We start from the raw sequence: 14,007 nt of genomic DNA, 5'->3' as shown, positions 1-14,007 counted from the left end.
GATCATGGATAATTACAAATTGCCTGAAAATACCAGAATTGGCCACGTACACTTAAAAGTGGCCGATCTACAACGCTCATTGGATTTTTACCACAAGCTGCTGGGGTTTGAAATTATCACCACCATGGGAGATCAGGCCGCCTTTATTTCGGCAGGAGGTTACCATCACCATATTGGATTGAACACTTGGCACAGCAAAAATGGACCACAGCCACCCAAAAACAGCACTGGACTGTACCATACGGCTATTTTGTACCCAACCCGTAAAGATTTGGCACGCATTTTAAAACGCTTGATGGATGAGGGACAGCAGTTAACTGGTGCAGCGGACCACGGAGTTTCTGAAGCGTTGTACCTGAACGACCCAGACGGAAATGGTGTGGAACTTTATTGGGACCGACCCAGAGCGGACTGGCCGAAAGAATCAGATGGCAACATTAAAATGTACACCAAGTTTTTAAACCTTCAAGACCTTTTAAAGGAGTTGGATCATTAAAAAATAACTTTGCTCAATAAGTAAAAGCGACTTTAGCCTTGGCTAGGGTCGCTTTTTTTTGAATTAAGCTGATAGGATTTCAATTCCTGTTCGACGAAGTGCGTAACAATCATCAATCAAAAAACGAACACATGATGCTTATCCGCATACCCTTGGTCATTTGTATCCTTTGGATAACAGAGGTAATACATGCCCAGACCATTCAAAATATTCCGCTAGAAGAATCGTATTGGACCGTTGAAGAAGGTGGTCAAATGGATTTCGATTTTTTTGACGGGCGTCCAACCATGGTTTTGAACGGCAAGGCCTTTGTCAATAATATTGAATTTTCCAATGGTACTTTGGAAATGGAGGTTTATGCGAATACCAAGCGTAGTTTTGCTGGTTTTTTGTTCAGAAAGCAGGATAAAAACTTTGAGGAAATCTACATGCGCATGCATAAATCGCATCAAGTGGATGCCGTGCAATACACGCCTACTTATCATGGTGAAAGCAACTGGCAATTGTATCCTGAGCATCAAGCACAGGTGACTTTTGTGCATCAGGGTTGGAACCGATTGCGTGTTGAAGTTGAAAACTTGACCGCAACGGTTTTTGTGAATGGAGAAGAAGTTTTGAAAGTGGATTATCTAAAATCAGGCAACCTAAATGGCGAAATGGGGATTTGGGCACTTTTTGGGAATCGTTTTTCCAATATTTCCATTACAAAAAAAGGGAATGCCATTGCTAAAGAACCCTACCCTATTATCTCCCCAGCGGAAGGAATTATTGCGGAATGGCAATTGACTGAAGCGCAACCCTACGTTGAAGGGCAAATTACTTTCTCGGATTTTGAAAAAGGAGAAACTATTATAGCTTTCACGGAGCCATCAGGAATGCTTCCCATCTCCAAATATTTGGCCAAACCAAGTTCAGGAAACTTTGAAGGGAATCAAGAAACCTATACAGTTGCTTCCACTACGATTTCAGTAAAATCTGCAGCAACTAAACTGTTCTCTTTCGATTACAGTGACAAGATTGTAGTGTATTTGAATGGAGAACCCATTTTTTACGGAAATAATGCTTTTCGGTCAAAAAACAACCAGTTTCAGGGGCATTTGGGGCTATCTGCCAACAAAATACCGTTACATTTAAAAGAAGGCACCAACACTATTCACTGTGTAGTAATCGATAAAGCAAATGGTTGGGGTTTGATGGGGAAACTGGACTAATTTTTAGGTTGTTCATCAAGTTAATGGTTTGATTATTAAAGTAATCGCTACTTTTCTATTTCATTTAAATAGCAAACCATACGGTTTCAGCCAACCTCTGTACCATGAAAGTACTTCTACGCCTTTTTGCTTTTTTTGTTTTCACTTTTGGCTATTCCCAGAAAACTTATGTATTCGACCAATTGGCCACTTATGAGGTCATTCATTTCAAGGATTCGATTCAAATTAAAAACAGAACATTTATAGATCAGGATATTACCTATAAAAAAGTGTATTTAACAAATTCACGAGACAACAGTTATCTATGTATTTTAAAGGAATTGGACAATGGTCTATATCTCTTGGACTTCAAGGATTATAGGGGTGTTACTTTTAATGTAAGTGTATCAAAATCTGATTTTGAAGCCTCTTCATTTTTAACCATAGCCTGTAAATTGATTTCTTCATATATCAATCCTTATACGGAGCAGCAAACCAAGAACTATGAATTTGTTCAATTGAAAGATACCTCAATAAATAAAACTCCTTATTACAGATACAAATTAACTTCAAACAAGTCTAAAAGAAAGAAAAGATTAAAGCTGGGAGAAGAATTTTATTTGATTGATAAGAATACGACCAATCAACCACCTACATTGGATTTTTCCACCGCTTATGAAGAGTGGAAAACCACTAAGGAGTTCCAAAATGGTATGCTATTTGAAAAACATTTTATTGATTATTATGGCAATTTGGATTCAAAAGAACGGTTGCTGAACATCCAAAAAATCAAAAAGGAAATTAGAATTAGTACCGACTGTATTATTACAAAATACTTATAAAGTCATTAAAAATTCCGCCACTTCTGAGTAAATTCAAATACATGCTGCAGAATTTTGGCCTCTTTTTCATCAAATTCCACATTGCGGCGTTTCATCATGGCTGTGGCCACTTCAAAAGCTTTATTGGTTTTAAAGGTTGTGTAACCTGCCGTAGCTCCACCCCAACTATAACTTGGGATAAAGTTTCTAGGGAAACCGCTACCAAAAATATTGGCACTAACACCTACCACGGTTCCTGTGTTGAACATTACATTAATGCCACATTTACTATGATCACCCATCATCAGACCGCAAAACTGCAATCCTGTTTTGGCGAAACCTCCTGTTCTGTAGTTCCAAAGTCGAACTTCAGCATAGTTGTTTTTTAAATTGGAAGTGTTGGTATCCGCTCCAATGTTGCACCACTCCCCTAGCACGGAATTTCCAAGAAAACCATCATGCCCTTTATTGGAATTGGCGAACAAAACAGCATTGTTAACCTCACCACCCAATTTACAGCCTGGTCCTGCAGTTACAGCACCATAAATTTTAGCACCCATTTTTAAAATGGCATTTTCGCAAAGGGCCAAACCTCCTCGCACCATGCAACCTTCCATCATCAAGGCATTTTTACCTATATAAATGGGACCAGTAGAAGCATTCAAAATACAGAATTCTACCGTGGCACCCTCTTCGATAAAAATATTTTCTGGATAAGCTACTTGGTTGGTATTCGATATGGGTTGACTGATTTTTCCTTCTGTCAACACATCAAAATCAGCTTGCAAAGCTTCTGCATTCTTGGAAAAGATGTCCCATGTGCTTTTTATGGTCAAAACCTCATAATCAAAATTGATGGTGGTAAAGTGAGGAACATCAAATGCAGTCTCAGGCTCTGTAGTCGCATAGGCGATATATTCGTCACCATCCATTAAGGCTTCACCGAGTTTTAAATTTTGAACTGCATTCACCAATGCTTTATTGGGCAAATAACTCCCATTGATCACTATATTTTGGGCTGCAACTGTCATGGGGAATTTCTCTGACAAGTATTCTTCTGTCTTAAAACTCACCGAAGCATCCAGCCACTTTTCCCATTTTTCACTAATAGTTAAAATTCCTGTCCTGATTTCAGCAACAGGTCGGGTAAAAGTGAACGGAAAAAGATCTTCGCGGTGATAACCGTCCGAAAGGATATAGTTCATAACGCAGTGTTAGGGTATAAAAATAAAAAACGCCCCCGACAATTATCGAGGGCGTCCCTATATTTCGTTGAAAAGTGCGACCTACTCGGCCTGCTTCTCTTCTTTGCTGAACTTTTTGTATTTGTTCTTGAACTTATCAATTCTACCAGCAGTATCAACCAATTTAGTTTTACCAGTGTAGAATGGGTGGGAAGTTCTTGAAATTTCCAACTTCACTAAAGGATATTCAACTCCATCAACGGTGATGGTCTCTTTAGCTTCTGCTGTGGACTTGGTGATGAACACGTCTTCGTTGGACATGTCCTTAAAAGCAACCAATCTGTAGTTTTCTGGGTGTATATCTTTTCTCATCGTCTAAAATACTTAATCTCTGAATTTTCAGGCTGCAAATTTAATGATTTCTTTTAATCCTCCAACAATAAATTACCTAAAAATAAAAACTAATTTTATCTGTAACAAATTTAAGAGATCCTACACTAACCAATTGCAATCAACATAAACTTTAAAAAAATGGAGGAACAACAAGTTAAAACAGGAAAATTCGCACTTAACTATGGGGTGCTATTAGGTGTTATTTCTGTTGTGTTCGGCGTTATGCTGTACACTCAAAAAATGCATTATGAAACAAGTACTGCTGTCATTGTAATTTCAATTGTAATCATGGCGGCAATCACTTTTTTTGCGGTAAATGCGTTTAAAAAAGCCAATGGAGGCTTTTTAAAAATATCTGATGCCCTAAAAGTGGCGGTGGGCCTTGCCTTGGTCGGAACCATTATTTCCCTGCTCTACCAATATGTACTTACCCACTTTATTGAACCTGACTTTATGGACAAGGCGATGGAAATAGCAAAACCAAAGGCCATGGCCAACAATCCCAACATGACGGAAGAACAATGGCAACAAGGTGTAGAAATGCAGAAAGGTTTTGCCTGGATCCAATATCCCGTGGTTTTGATCATGAACAGTGTAATCGGATTGATCTTGGGACTTATTACAGGACTTATCTTGAAAAAATCCCAACCTGAATACTAATTCAAAAAATACTACTTTTGAAAGGAATTCGAGAAACAAGCAATGCAGATTTCCATTGTAATTCCTTTACTCAACGAGCAAGAATCGCTTAAAGAACTTCATGATTGGATTGTAAACGTTATGCAATCCAATCATTTTTCTTATGAGATATTATTTATAGATGACGGTAGCACCGATGGTTCTTGGGAAACCATTTCGGAGCTTTCCAACGTCAATTCCAACGTAAAAGCCATTCGGTTTTTAAAGAATTTCGGTAAGTCACAGGCCCTGCATGCTGGTTTTAAGGCTGCACAAGGTGACGTGGTCATTACCATGGATGCCGATTTACAGGATAATCCCGAAGAAATTCCAGAATTGTACCAGATGATCACACAAGAAGGCTATCATGTGGTTTCGGGTTGGAAAAAGAAGCGTTACGATTCGGTAATCGCAAAAAACATACCTTCCAAATTGTTCAATTGGGCCGCTAGAAAAACCTCTGGGGTAAAACTGCATGATTTTAACTGCGGATTAAAGGCCTTTGACCAAAATGTCATCAAAACCATTGAGGTATATGGCGAAATGCATCGTTACATACCCGTTTTGGCCAAAAATGCAGGCTACGGCAATATTTCAGAAAAAGTAGTACAGCATCAAGCGCGTAAATACGGCTCCACCAAATTCGGTGTGGATCGTTTTATCAATGGTTTTTTGGATTTGATCACCATTTGGTTCGTTTCCAAATTCGGACGTAGACCCATGCATTTATTTGGAGCATTGGGCGTACTTATGTTTTTTGTCGGATTTGGATTTGCCATTTATTTAGGAGTGGACAAACTTTTCATTAATAAATTTGGTAGACTCATTACCCAACGACCCCAATTTTATATTGCACTCACTGCCATGATCATTGGTACGCAATTGTTTTTGGCTGGTTTCTTGGGTGAAATCATGGTCCGTTCCCGAAAAAACGACACACGCTACAACATCTCCGATAAAATTAATGTGTAGCGCTTAGCCAAACCTTTTAATCTTTGTATTTTTAAGCCTATAAATTAGCATAAAACACTATGGAATCCATTACCAAAACTGCACAGACCTGGCTCACAGATTTTTTTGATGCCGATACCAAAAAGGAAATCCAACAACTAATTGAAAACGACCCCGAAGAATTAAAGGAGCGTTTTTACAAGGATTTAGAATTCGGTACAGGAGGAATGCGCGGAGTAATGGGCGTGGGAACCAATCGAATCAACAAATACACTTTGGGTAAAAACACCCAAGGATTGAGCAATTATCTTAAAAAAACATATACCGATAACGACATTAAAGTGGTGATTGCCTACGATTGCCGTCACAATTCCAAAACATTGGCCAAAACAGTTGCCGATGTTTTCTCAGCCAATGGCATTCGAGTTTATTTGTTTTCTGATTTAAGAACAACACCAGAACTCTCATTTGCCGTAAAACATTTGGGTTGTCATGCAGGAATCGTTTTAACGGCTTCCCACAATCCACCAGAATATAACGGATACAAAGTATATTGGGCCGATGGTGGGCAAATTGTACCACCACAAGATGGAGAGATCATTTCCGAAATCAATGCACTTTCTTTTGAGGATATCAAATTTGACAAAGATGAAAGCTTGATTCATTTAATTGATGAAGAAGTAGATGAAGCCTTCTTTGATGCCTCAGTAAGCAATGGGAATTTTAATGCCAAAGGCAAAGACGACTTTAAAATCGTTTTCACCTCGCTCCACGGAACTTCCATTACAGCAATTCCAGAAGTTTTAAAACGTGCAGGCTATAACAATGTCACTATAATTGAAGAACAAGCCGTTCCGAACGGGGATTTCCCAACTGTGGAATCTCCCAATCCCGAAGAGCCCGAAGCCCTAAAAATGGCCATTGAAAAAGCCGAAGAAATTGGCGCTGATATGGTGGTAGGCACCGATCCAGATAGTGACCGATTGGGTATTGCAGTTCGTAACCTTGAAGGCAATATAGAATTGCTCAACGGAAACCAGACCATGGTCTTGATGACCAAGTTCCTTTTGGACCAATACAAGCAAAAAGGATTTAAAGGCAACGAATTTATTGCCACGACCATTGTTTCCACACCAATGATGGAACAAATGGCAAAAGCCTACGGCGTGGAATTCAAAACCGCATTGACAGGATTTAAATGGATCGGTAAAATGATCAAAGATTTTCCAAGCTCCACTTTTATCGGAGGAGGCGAGGAAAGTTTTGGTTACATGGTAGGTGATTTTGTTCGCGATAAAGATGCTGTCACCTCTACCCTACTCGCTTGTGAAATTGCAGCCAGTGCCAAAGCCAACGGCAGTTCTTTTTATAAGGATTTAATTGACGCCTACGTACAATTTGGCTTCTACAAGGAAAAATTGATTTCCCTGACCAAAAAAGGAATGAGCGGTGCCGAAGAAATCAAGCAAATGTTGATAGATTTCAAAGAAAACCCTGTGGAGTCGGTACAAGGTTCTAAGTTACTTTGGATTGAGGATTACAACACCTCAACCGCCAAAAATGTACAAACAGGTGAAAAAAAACCCATCAACATTCCAAAATCCAATGTGTTGATCTACGAAACTGAAGATGGAACCCGAATTGCGGCCCGACCCAGCGGCACCGAACCCAAAGTAAAGTTCTACATCAGCACAAATGCAAAATTGGATAAGGCAGCAGATTATTATTCCGTAAATTCGCAGTTGGAAACCAAGATTGAAGGTATCCTATCTGAGCTGAATTTATAGTGAATGAACTACTTTAGGAAAATTCTCCAGTTTGCGGGACCTTACCGGAAATTTGGATATTTAAATATCTTTTTCAATATTCTTTATGCGCTGTTTAGCGCTATGTCCTATGCCGCATTGATCCCAATGCTGAATGTACTTTTTGATCAAACCAAGCAAATCAACGAGCCTCCAAAATTTGAAAGTATTGGCAAGTTAAAGGACTATTTAATGGATTACATGAATTATCAAGTAACCCAATACTCTGGTGATGATCCTATGAAAGGGCTGATTTTTGCAGTCGGACTTATACTCTTGTTGTTCCTTTTCAAGAACATTTTCAATTATTTGGCCATGTATTTCATTACTTTCTTAAGAAATGGGGTGTTAAAGGACATTCGTAACAAGATGTATGAGAAAATCGTGGATCTGCCCATTTCTTTCTTTTCCGAAAAGAAAAAGGGAGATGTGATTGCACGAATCACTTCCGATGTATTGGAAATTCAACATTCTTTCTTGTCCATTTTGGAATTGATTGTTCGAGAACCATTGACCATCCTGTTTACGATCATCTTTATGTTCGTTTTGAGTGTGAAGTTGACCATTTTTGTGTTCATTTTTATTCCAATTGCAGGATTGATCATTTCTCGCATTGGAAAATCGCTTAAAAAGAAATCAGACCGCGTGCAGAAAGAACAAGGTGAATTTTTATCCATTGTGGAAGAAACTTTGGGAGGCCTTCGTGTGATCAAGGCTTTTAACGCTGAGTCTAAATTCTACCAAACTTTTAGAAACTCAACATCTCGTTTTTTCAGCTTTTCAAACTCATTATTAAATCGCCAGAACCTATCTTCTCCAACCAGTGAATTCTTGGGAATTGTGGTTTTTGGTGTGCTGCTATGGTTCGGTGGTAGAATGGTATTGTTGGAAGAATCACTTGACGCAGCTTCTTTTATTTCCTACATGGGATTGGCATTCAATATTTTAACCCCAGCAAAAGCGATCAGCAAAGCATCCTACGGCGTTAAAAAAGGAAATGCCGCAGCAGAACGTGTCCTTGAAATTTTGGAAACAGAGAATCCTATCAAAAATAAAGAGGGTGCATTGGAAAAAACCGATTTCAATTCCGCCATTGAATTGAACAATGTTGGTTTCCGCTACGAAGATGATTATGTGCTCAAAAACTTCAACCTAAAGGTTGAAAAAGGAAAAACTGTGGCCTTGGTAGGTCAATCGGGAAGTGGAAAAAGCACCGTGGCCAACTTGGTGACCCGCTTTTATGACGTGAACAAAGGTGAAATTTTGATTGATGGCACCAACATTAAGGACATTACCAAAAACTCGCTTCGAGGATTGATGGGCTTGGTGACCCAAGATTCCATATTGTTCAACGATTCCGTAAAAAACAATATCGCTTTAGGCAAGGATAATGCAAGCATGGATGAAATTATTGCAGCGGCCAAAGTGGCGAATGCCCATGAATTTATTATGGATTTACCGCACGGATACGATACCAACATTGGCGATAGCGGAAATAAATTAAGTGGGGGACAAAAACAACGTCTATCCATTGCCAGAGCCGTACTTAAAAATCCACCCATCATGATTTTGGATGAGGCCACCTCGGCTTTGGATACCGAAAGCGAACGTTTGGTACAGGATGCATTGGAAAAAATGATGCAAAATCGTACGTCCATAGTTATTGCGCACCGTTTATCCACCATTCAAAATGCGGACTCCATTGTGGTAATGAACAAAGGCGAAATTGTGGAACAAGGCACCCATGACGAACTCATGAAATCTGCCAAAAACTATAAGAAATTGGTAGAGATGCAGTCGTTCACTTCTTAATAGCTGGTTTATTGGATTGTTGGAATTTTAGATAGTTAGATTACTAGATATATAGATTATTCGATTAATTTGCGCCATTCGAGTCAAAAGTTAGTCTAATTAGATTGAGATTCTTCCTTTCACTCAGAATGACAAAACCCTTTTTTCAATTAAAAATAAACAATTATCAATTTCCATAAATAAACCATCAGTCTTGACTCTTGGTTCTTAGTTCTCTTTCCCCCCTTTACCATTTACCATCCACCCTTAACCTTTTACTTTTACTTTTTCCCTTCACCCTTAACTTTTCCCCCTTCCCCATTGCTAATTGTTTATTGCACATTGTCCATTGAAAAATTAAACCTTTTCCCCTTACCTTAGTCAAAGCATCAAACAACAAGAACAAAATATTGATCGCTGAGGAAACCTTAGTCCAAGAGCTACAACAAGAAGAAAGCCGAGCAAAAGCCTTTGAGGTGTTGGTGAACACTTACAAAGAACGCCTATATTGGCACATCCGTAGAATTGTTCTCAACCATGATGATGCAGACGATGTGCTTCAGAATACATTCATAAAAGTGTATCGAAACATCGAAAAGTTTAAAGGAGATAGCAAATTGTATTCTTGGATGTATCGAATCGCAACCAACGAATCTCTGACATTTCTAAAACAGAAATCAAAAAAAATAGGGGTCAGTGACCAAGAATTTAAGGATAGAATGATAGATAATCTTCAAGCCGATGTCTATTATGAAGGGAGTGAAATTCAACTCAAACTACAAAAAGCTTTGGCTACACTGCCCGACAAGCAAAAATTGGTGTTCAATATGAAGTATTATCAAGAAATGAAATACAATGATATTTCCGAAATATTGGACACTTCGGTAGGTGCCTTAAAAACCTCCTACCATTTGGCAGTAAAAAAAATAGAAGCGTATCTTAAAGAGCATTAAACCTTTGGCAAATTCAGAAGTCAAAAAACAATAATGAAAAAGGATTCAAAAAATAGATTCAACACCCCAGAGGGCTACTTTGAAAACTTCAACGAGCGGTTGATGGACCGCATCCATAAAGAAGAAATGGGAGAGACTGGCTCTTTAATTCCAAAATCGGATGGGTTTAGGGTGCCAGACAACTATTTTAAAGAAGTAACTCCTGCCATCCTTTCAAAAACTAAAGAAGAGAAACCCAAGGTTTTCCAACTAAAATCCTACAGCAGTTTCTATTATGCAGCAGCCGCAATTGCAGCCATTTTTATATTGTTTTTCAATATCACAAAAAACACTACCACACCAGATATCAATTTTGACGATTTGGCCAGCACCGAATTGGATGCCTATTTTGAAAAAGCCGACCTTAATATGACCTCCTATGAAATTGCCGAGGTGGCCGCTTTTAACGAAACAGAACTCAACGATTTGCTGTACAATAATCTGGAGGACGACATAATCATCGAGTACATGAACAACAATATTGAAGATTTTGAACTGGAAGAATTTAATTTAGACAATAACAACGATGAATAAGAGAGCACTACTATTTTTCACCATTTTGTTAGCAGCAATGACAATGCACGCACAAGGACCTGTTCGCGACCGCATAAAAACCCTTAAAGTGGCTTTTATTACCGAGCGTTTGGACTTGACCAGCGAAGAAGCACAACAATTTTGGCCCATTTACAACGAACATGAGGAAAAATTGGAGAGCATCCGCAGAAAGGAACGTACCGAACTCCATGCCAACCTTTCCCGAACGGAAAACCTTTCGGAAAGCCAAGCCCAAAAATTATTGGATAACGTTTTAGCCCTAAAATTGGAACAACAAAAGGCAGAAAAAGACTTTATCTCCAAAATGACCCAAGTGATCTCGGCCAAAAAAATGCTCTTGCTCATAAAGAGCGAAGAAGACTTTAAAAGACAAATGCTCCAGCAATACCGAAAACGACGGGGGAATTGACAATGCTCAATTAACAATGAAGAATTAGCAATAAACAGTGGTCAATTAAAAATCGAGTCATTCGCGTAATTCGAGTCCGATTAACCAATATGTAATTTGAACTTGATACTCGCACATAAGTCTCATCATTTTTCACTAAACTCTTTCTACTTGGCTCCTAGGCTATCCATGCATTTTCAACTTTCCAATTTCTAGTCGCATCAATCTAAACAACTATTGTTCATACTTATATAATGATTTACATTTCATCGATATAACTTGGGATTTCATCGATTGTATTTTTAAATAAATTCAGTTAAATCCAGTAGTTCAACGATTTTATCATTCAGGATATCGGTAGAAACTTTAAACATGACATTTATCATATTGCTTTGATTAAGGTAAATTAATATTTGTAAGGATACAATGAATATTTACAGCTGAAAATGTACCTCATAGAAGACCGAAAAGAATGGACACAGGCAATTGAGCAATGTAGCCATGCAGATTTTTACCATACCTACGACTACGCTTGGATTTCTAAAAATTGTGACGAAAAACCTGTTCTGCTGAAATATACAGAAGGAAAAGCTCTTATTTTATTACCTCTACTTATCAGAGAAATAAAGGGAACTAACCTAAAAGATGCCACCTCTGTTTACGGATACGTTGGGCCTTTAAGTAAAAATATAGATGAAGGGTTCAACAACGAAAATTTCAGGAAAAGATTGAATGTGTTTTTAACAGAAAACAAAATAATATCAGTATTCTCAAGGTTGCATCCCTATATTGAAAACCAAAATCAGATATTGAACGGTATTGGAGAAGTTGTTTGCCATGGAAAAGTGGTGGATGTTGATTTAACCAAAACACCAGAAGAACAACTAAAACAATACAACCGTAGGCTAAAAACCTACATAAACAAAGAAAGTAAAGAATATGAGGTCATAAATGGCAGCTGTGAAGAATATTTGGACACCTTTATAGCAACTTATTGTGCCAGTATGAAAAGAGTGAATGCCAAACCAAGTTATTTCTTTGGTAAAACTTATTTCTACAATTTTATGGCGAGTAACGAGATAAAGGCAGAGCTTTTAATTGCCAAACATAAGGAAACAGGTCGCTTTGCAGGTGGTGCCATTTTTACAAAAAAAGGTAAAACCATTCAATATCACCTATCAGGAGTGAATCCTGACTATTATGAACTCAATCCTACTAAAATATTAATTGACCATATTCGAAATATAGGTACCCAACAAGGCTTCACACATTTTAATCTTGGTGGTGGTCTGGGAGGACATGATAAAGATTCGCTTTTTTACTTTAAATCAGGATTTTCTAAAAAATTCAGGGATTTCTGCACTTGGCAATACATTGTAGATAAAACCAAATACAATCTACTAATAAAGCAGAAAGGTAATCTGGATGATCTTACCCATAAAAATTCTTGCTTTTTTCCACTTTACAGACAAAACATGACTACTGAAGATGTCAATATTTCTGAAATAAATTGTCTGGCAGATGATAGATAACCCATTTATATCAAAAGTATATGTCGATATATGGTTGGATCATTTTGGAAAAACACAGAAAAGCACCAAAATTGAAGGCATAAACCATTTGGATTTCTTTAAGTCGAGATTTGGGGTTTTAATTAATTCGGGCAGTACGCATACCAAAGGAATTTATTACTCCCTTGATGAAAATATTGACCTTAAAAACAAAACCTGTCTCATAAATGATGTACCATCCTATTTTGAATGCACTAAGAATAACCATTCGAAGAACATCGAAATAAAGAAGATAAAACAGTACCCAGGATTTTTGATTGAACTTGATCAGTTTACAAGCCTGGAGGAGTATATGCAGCAAACATTCAAGAAATCCAGTAGGTATAAACTCAATAAGTACAAAAAAAGACTTGAACAGTGCTTTGAAATTAAAAGCACCATGTATACTGGCAATATTTCAGAAGAAAAATATCAAGGTATCTTTCAAAAATTCCGAGAGCTTTTGGAAAAAAGATTTGAGGACAAACAAGAATACAACAATAACCTAGATAAGCAAGAATGGGAGTTCTACAAAAAAGTATCCTATCCTTTGTTTAAGGAAAATAAGGCTGGATTCTTTGTTGTTGAATACAACCAAGAACCAATTGCAATTACGCTCAATTATTTTTCCAACAAAATTATTTTTGATGCCATTACCGTGTTTGACATCGATTATACAAAATTTCATCTTGGCTCCATAAACATTATGTATCTAATTAAATGGGGGATTGAAAACAATTTCAAAATCTTGGATTTCTCCAAAGGATACTTTGATTACAAAGTGAGATGGTGCACTAAAAAATATGATTTCGAATATCATATTATTTATAATCCCAAATCTATTACCTCGGCATCAAAAGCTGGCATTCTTTCATGGTTTTACACCAAAAAACAACAACTCAGGGAAAATGGAGTCAACAAAAAATGGGGAGCGCTTCGCTATACAATAAAAAATTTAAGCACACATAAAACTCAAACCACAGATGTAGCGATCAATCCTGTTTTTACAGATTATGACATTAAAACTGAGCTGCTTTCCAACAAGATAATCACCTATAATGAAAACCTTAAAAAAGTTTTTTTCGATTTTTTATACCTGTTTGGTGAAACTGCCAGCGATGTTGTCGTTTTTAAAATAGAGAATGGCCAACAATATGTTTTTAAAGGAAAGAATCATTGTAAAGTTTCCATCATCAATTAATTGGTCCCAAAA

14 protein-coding genes are annotated in these 14,007 nt (G+C 37.6%); 12 read left to right on the top strand and 2 right to left on the bottom strand.

The annotated features are described in order from the left end of the window. Positions 1-4 precede the first annotated feature (4 nt). From BLQ18_RS10435 to BLQ18_RS10425, 3 genes are all read left to right on the top strand, one after another. Complete coding sequence (locus BLQ18_RS10435) at positions 5-496, top strand: VOC family protein (protein WP_090295173.1); 492 nt, start codon at positions 5-7, stop codon at positions 494-496. Positions 497-627: 131 nt separating this feature from the next. Continuing rightward, positions 628-1,707, top strand: coding sequence for a 3-keto-alpha-glucoside-1,2-lyase-like domain-containing protein (locus BLQ18_RS10430; protein ID WP_090297532.1), 1,080 nt, complete (start codon positions 628-630; stop codon positions 1,705-1,707). Positions 1,708-1,811: 104 nt separating this feature from the next. Further along, positions 1,812-2,528 (top strand): hypothetical protein, encoded by a 717-nt coding sequence (locus tag BLQ18_RS10425; protein WP_090295169.1) that lies wholly within the window; start codon positions 1,812-1,814, stop codon positions 2,526-2,528. A gap of 5 nt (positions 2,529-2,533) precedes the next feature. On the opposite strand, the gene BLQ18_RS10420 is transcribed toward BLQ18_RS10425, so the two are convergent. Together BLQ18_RS10420 and BLQ18_RS10415 are read right to left on the bottom strand one after the other, a co-directional pair. Beyond that, complete coding sequence (locus BLQ18_RS10420; protein ID WP_090295166.1) at positions 2,534-3,712, bottom strand: GlmU family protein; 1,179 nt, start codon at positions 3,710-3,712, stop codon at positions 2,534-2,536. Positions 3,713-3,793: 81 nt separating this feature from the next. Further along, the gene (locus BLQ18_RS10415) at positions 3,794-4,063 is read right to left on the bottom strand and encodes a type B 50S ribosomal protein L31 (protein WP_090295163.1); all 270 of its coding nucleotides are present in this window, start codon (positions 4,061-4,063) and stop codon (positions 3,794-3,796) included. 159 nt (positions 4,064-4,222) lie between these two features. Here BLQ18_RS10415 and BLQ18_RS10410 point away from each other — a divergent pair, with 159 nt between their 5' ends. The 9 genes from BLQ18_RS10410 (at position 4,223) to BLQ18_RS10370 (ending at position 13,995) form a co-directional block, all read left to right on the top strand. Then, complete coding sequence (locus BLQ18_RS10410) at positions 4,223-4,744, top strand: DUF4199 domain-containing protein (protein WP_090295160.1); 522 nt, start codon at positions 4,223-4,225, stop codon at positions 4,742-4,744. A 42-nt stretch (positions 4,745-4,786) separates the two neighbouring features. After that, positions 4,787-5,734: a glycosyltransferase family 2 protein gene (locus BLQ18_RS10405; RefSeq protein WP_090295157.1), complete on the top strand. Its 948-nt coding sequence runs from the start codon at positions 4,787-4,789 to the stop codon at positions 5,732-5,734. 59 nt (positions 5,735-5,793) lie between these two features. Then, complete coding sequence (locus BLQ18_RS10400; RefSeq protein WP_090295154.1) at positions 5,794-7,500, top strand: phospho-sugar mutase; 1,707 nt, start codon at positions 5,794-5,796, stop codon at positions 7,498-7,500. Positions 7,501-7,503: 3 nt separating this feature from the next. Continuing rightward, positions 7,504-9,330, top strand: a complete 1,827-nt coding sequence (locus BLQ18_RS10395; protein WP_090295151.1) for an ABC transporter ATP-binding protein — start codon at positions 7,504-7,506, stop codon at positions 9,328-9,330. Between the two features lie 389 nt (positions 9,331-9,719). Next, positions 9,720-10,262 carry an RNA polymerase sigma factor gene (locus tag BLQ18_RS10390; RefSeq protein WP_090295149.1) on the top strand — a complete coding sequence of 181 codons (543 nt, stop codon included), beginning with the start codon at positions 9,720-9,722 and terminating at the stop codon, positions 10,260-10,262. A gap of 33 nt (positions 10,263-10,295) precedes the next feature. Continuing rightward, a complete protein-coding gene (locus BLQ18_RS10385) occupies positions 10,296-10,835 on the top strand; it encodes a hypothetical protein (RefSeq protein WP_090295146.1) in 540 nt (179 codons plus the stop codon). Then, positions 10,828-11,265: a hypothetical protein gene (locus tag BLQ18_RS10380; RefSeq protein ID WP_090295143.1), complete on the top strand. Its 438-nt coding sequence runs from the start codon at positions 10,828-10,830 to the stop codon at positions 11,263-11,265. Before BLQ18_RS10385 ends, BLQ18_RS10380 begins: the two co-directional genes overlap by 8 nt. A 425-nt stretch (positions 11,266-11,690) precedes the next feature. Beyond that, positions 11,691-12,776, top strand: a complete 1,086-nt coding sequence (locus BLQ18_RS10375; protein ID WP_090295141.1) for a GNAT family N-acetyltransferase — start codon at positions 11,691-11,693, stop codon at positions 12,774-12,776. Beyond that, on the top strand, positions 12,766-13,995 hold the full coding sequence (locus BLQ18_RS10370) for a GNAT family N-acetyltransferase (protein WP_090295139.1): 1,230 nt from the start codon (positions 12,766-12,768) through the stop codon (positions 13,993-13,995). Before BLQ18_RS10375 ends, BLQ18_RS10370 begins: the two co-directional genes overlap by 11 nt. Positions 13,996-14,007: the final 12 nt, after the last annotated feature.

Source organism: Flagellimonas zhangzhouensis (assembly GCF_900102925.1).
GTDB classification, from domain to species: domain Bacteria; phylum Bacteroidota; class Bacteroidia; order Flavobacteriales; family Flavobacteriaceae; genus Flagellimonas; species Flagellimonas zhangzhouensis.
This window is presented reverse-complemented; position numbering and strand designations above follow the sequence as displayed.

Excerpts from the sequence above, each read along its gene's own strand:
- BLQ18_RS10420 (WP_090295166.1), bottom strand. The coding sequence starts at position 3,712 with ATGAACTATATCCTTTCGGACGGTTATCACCGCGAAGATCTTTTTCCG.
- BLQ18_RS10425 (WP_090295169.1), top strand. The coding sequence starts at position 1,812 with ATGAAAGTACTTCTACGCCTTTTTGCTTTTTTTGTTTTCACTTTTGGC.
- BLQ18_RS10405 (WP_090295157.1), top strand. The coding sequence starts at position 4,787 with ATGCAGATTTCCATTGTAATTCCTTTACTCAACGAGCAAGAATCGCTT.
- BLQ18_RS10395 (WP_090295151.1), top strand. The coding sequence starts at position 7,504 with ATGAACTACTTTAGGAAAATTCTCCAGTTTGCGGGACCTTACCGGAAA.
- BLQ18_RS10430 (WP_090297532.1), top strand. The coding sequence starts at position 628 with ATGATGCTTATCCGCATACCCTTGGTCATTTGTATCCTTTGGATAACA.
- BLQ18_RS10370 (WP_090295139.1), top strand. The coding sequence starts at position 12,766 with ATGATAGATAACCCATTTATATCAAAAGTATATGTCGATATATGGTTG.
- BLQ18_RS10380 (WP_090295143.1), top strand. The coding sequence starts at position 10,828 with ATGAATAAGAGAGCACTACTATTTTTCACCATTTTGTTAGCAGCAATG.
- BLQ18_RS10435 (WP_090295173.1), top strand. The coding sequence starts at position 5 with ATGGATAATTACAAATTGCCTGAAAATACCAGAATTGGCCACGTACAC.
- BLQ18_RS10375 (WP_090295141.1), top strand. The coding sequence starts at position 11,691 with ATGTACCTCATAGAAGACCGAAAAGAATGGACACAGGCAATTGAGCAA.
- BLQ18_RS10410 (WP_090295160.1), top strand. The coding sequence starts at position 4,223 with ATGGAGGAACAACAAGTTAAAACAGGAAAATTCGCACTTAACTATGGG.
- BLQ18_RS10415 (WP_090295163.1), bottom strand. The coding sequence starts at position 4,063 with ATGAGAAAAGATATACACCCAGAAAACTACAGATTGGTTGCTTTTAAG.
- BLQ18_RS10385 (WP_090295146.1), top strand. The coding sequence starts at position 10,296 with ATGAAAAAGGATTCAAAAAATAGATTCAACACCCCAGAGGGCTACTTT.
- BLQ18_RS10400 (WP_090295154.1), top strand. The coding sequence starts at position 5,794 with ATGGAATCCATTACCAAAACTGCACAGACCTGGCTCACAGATTTTTTT.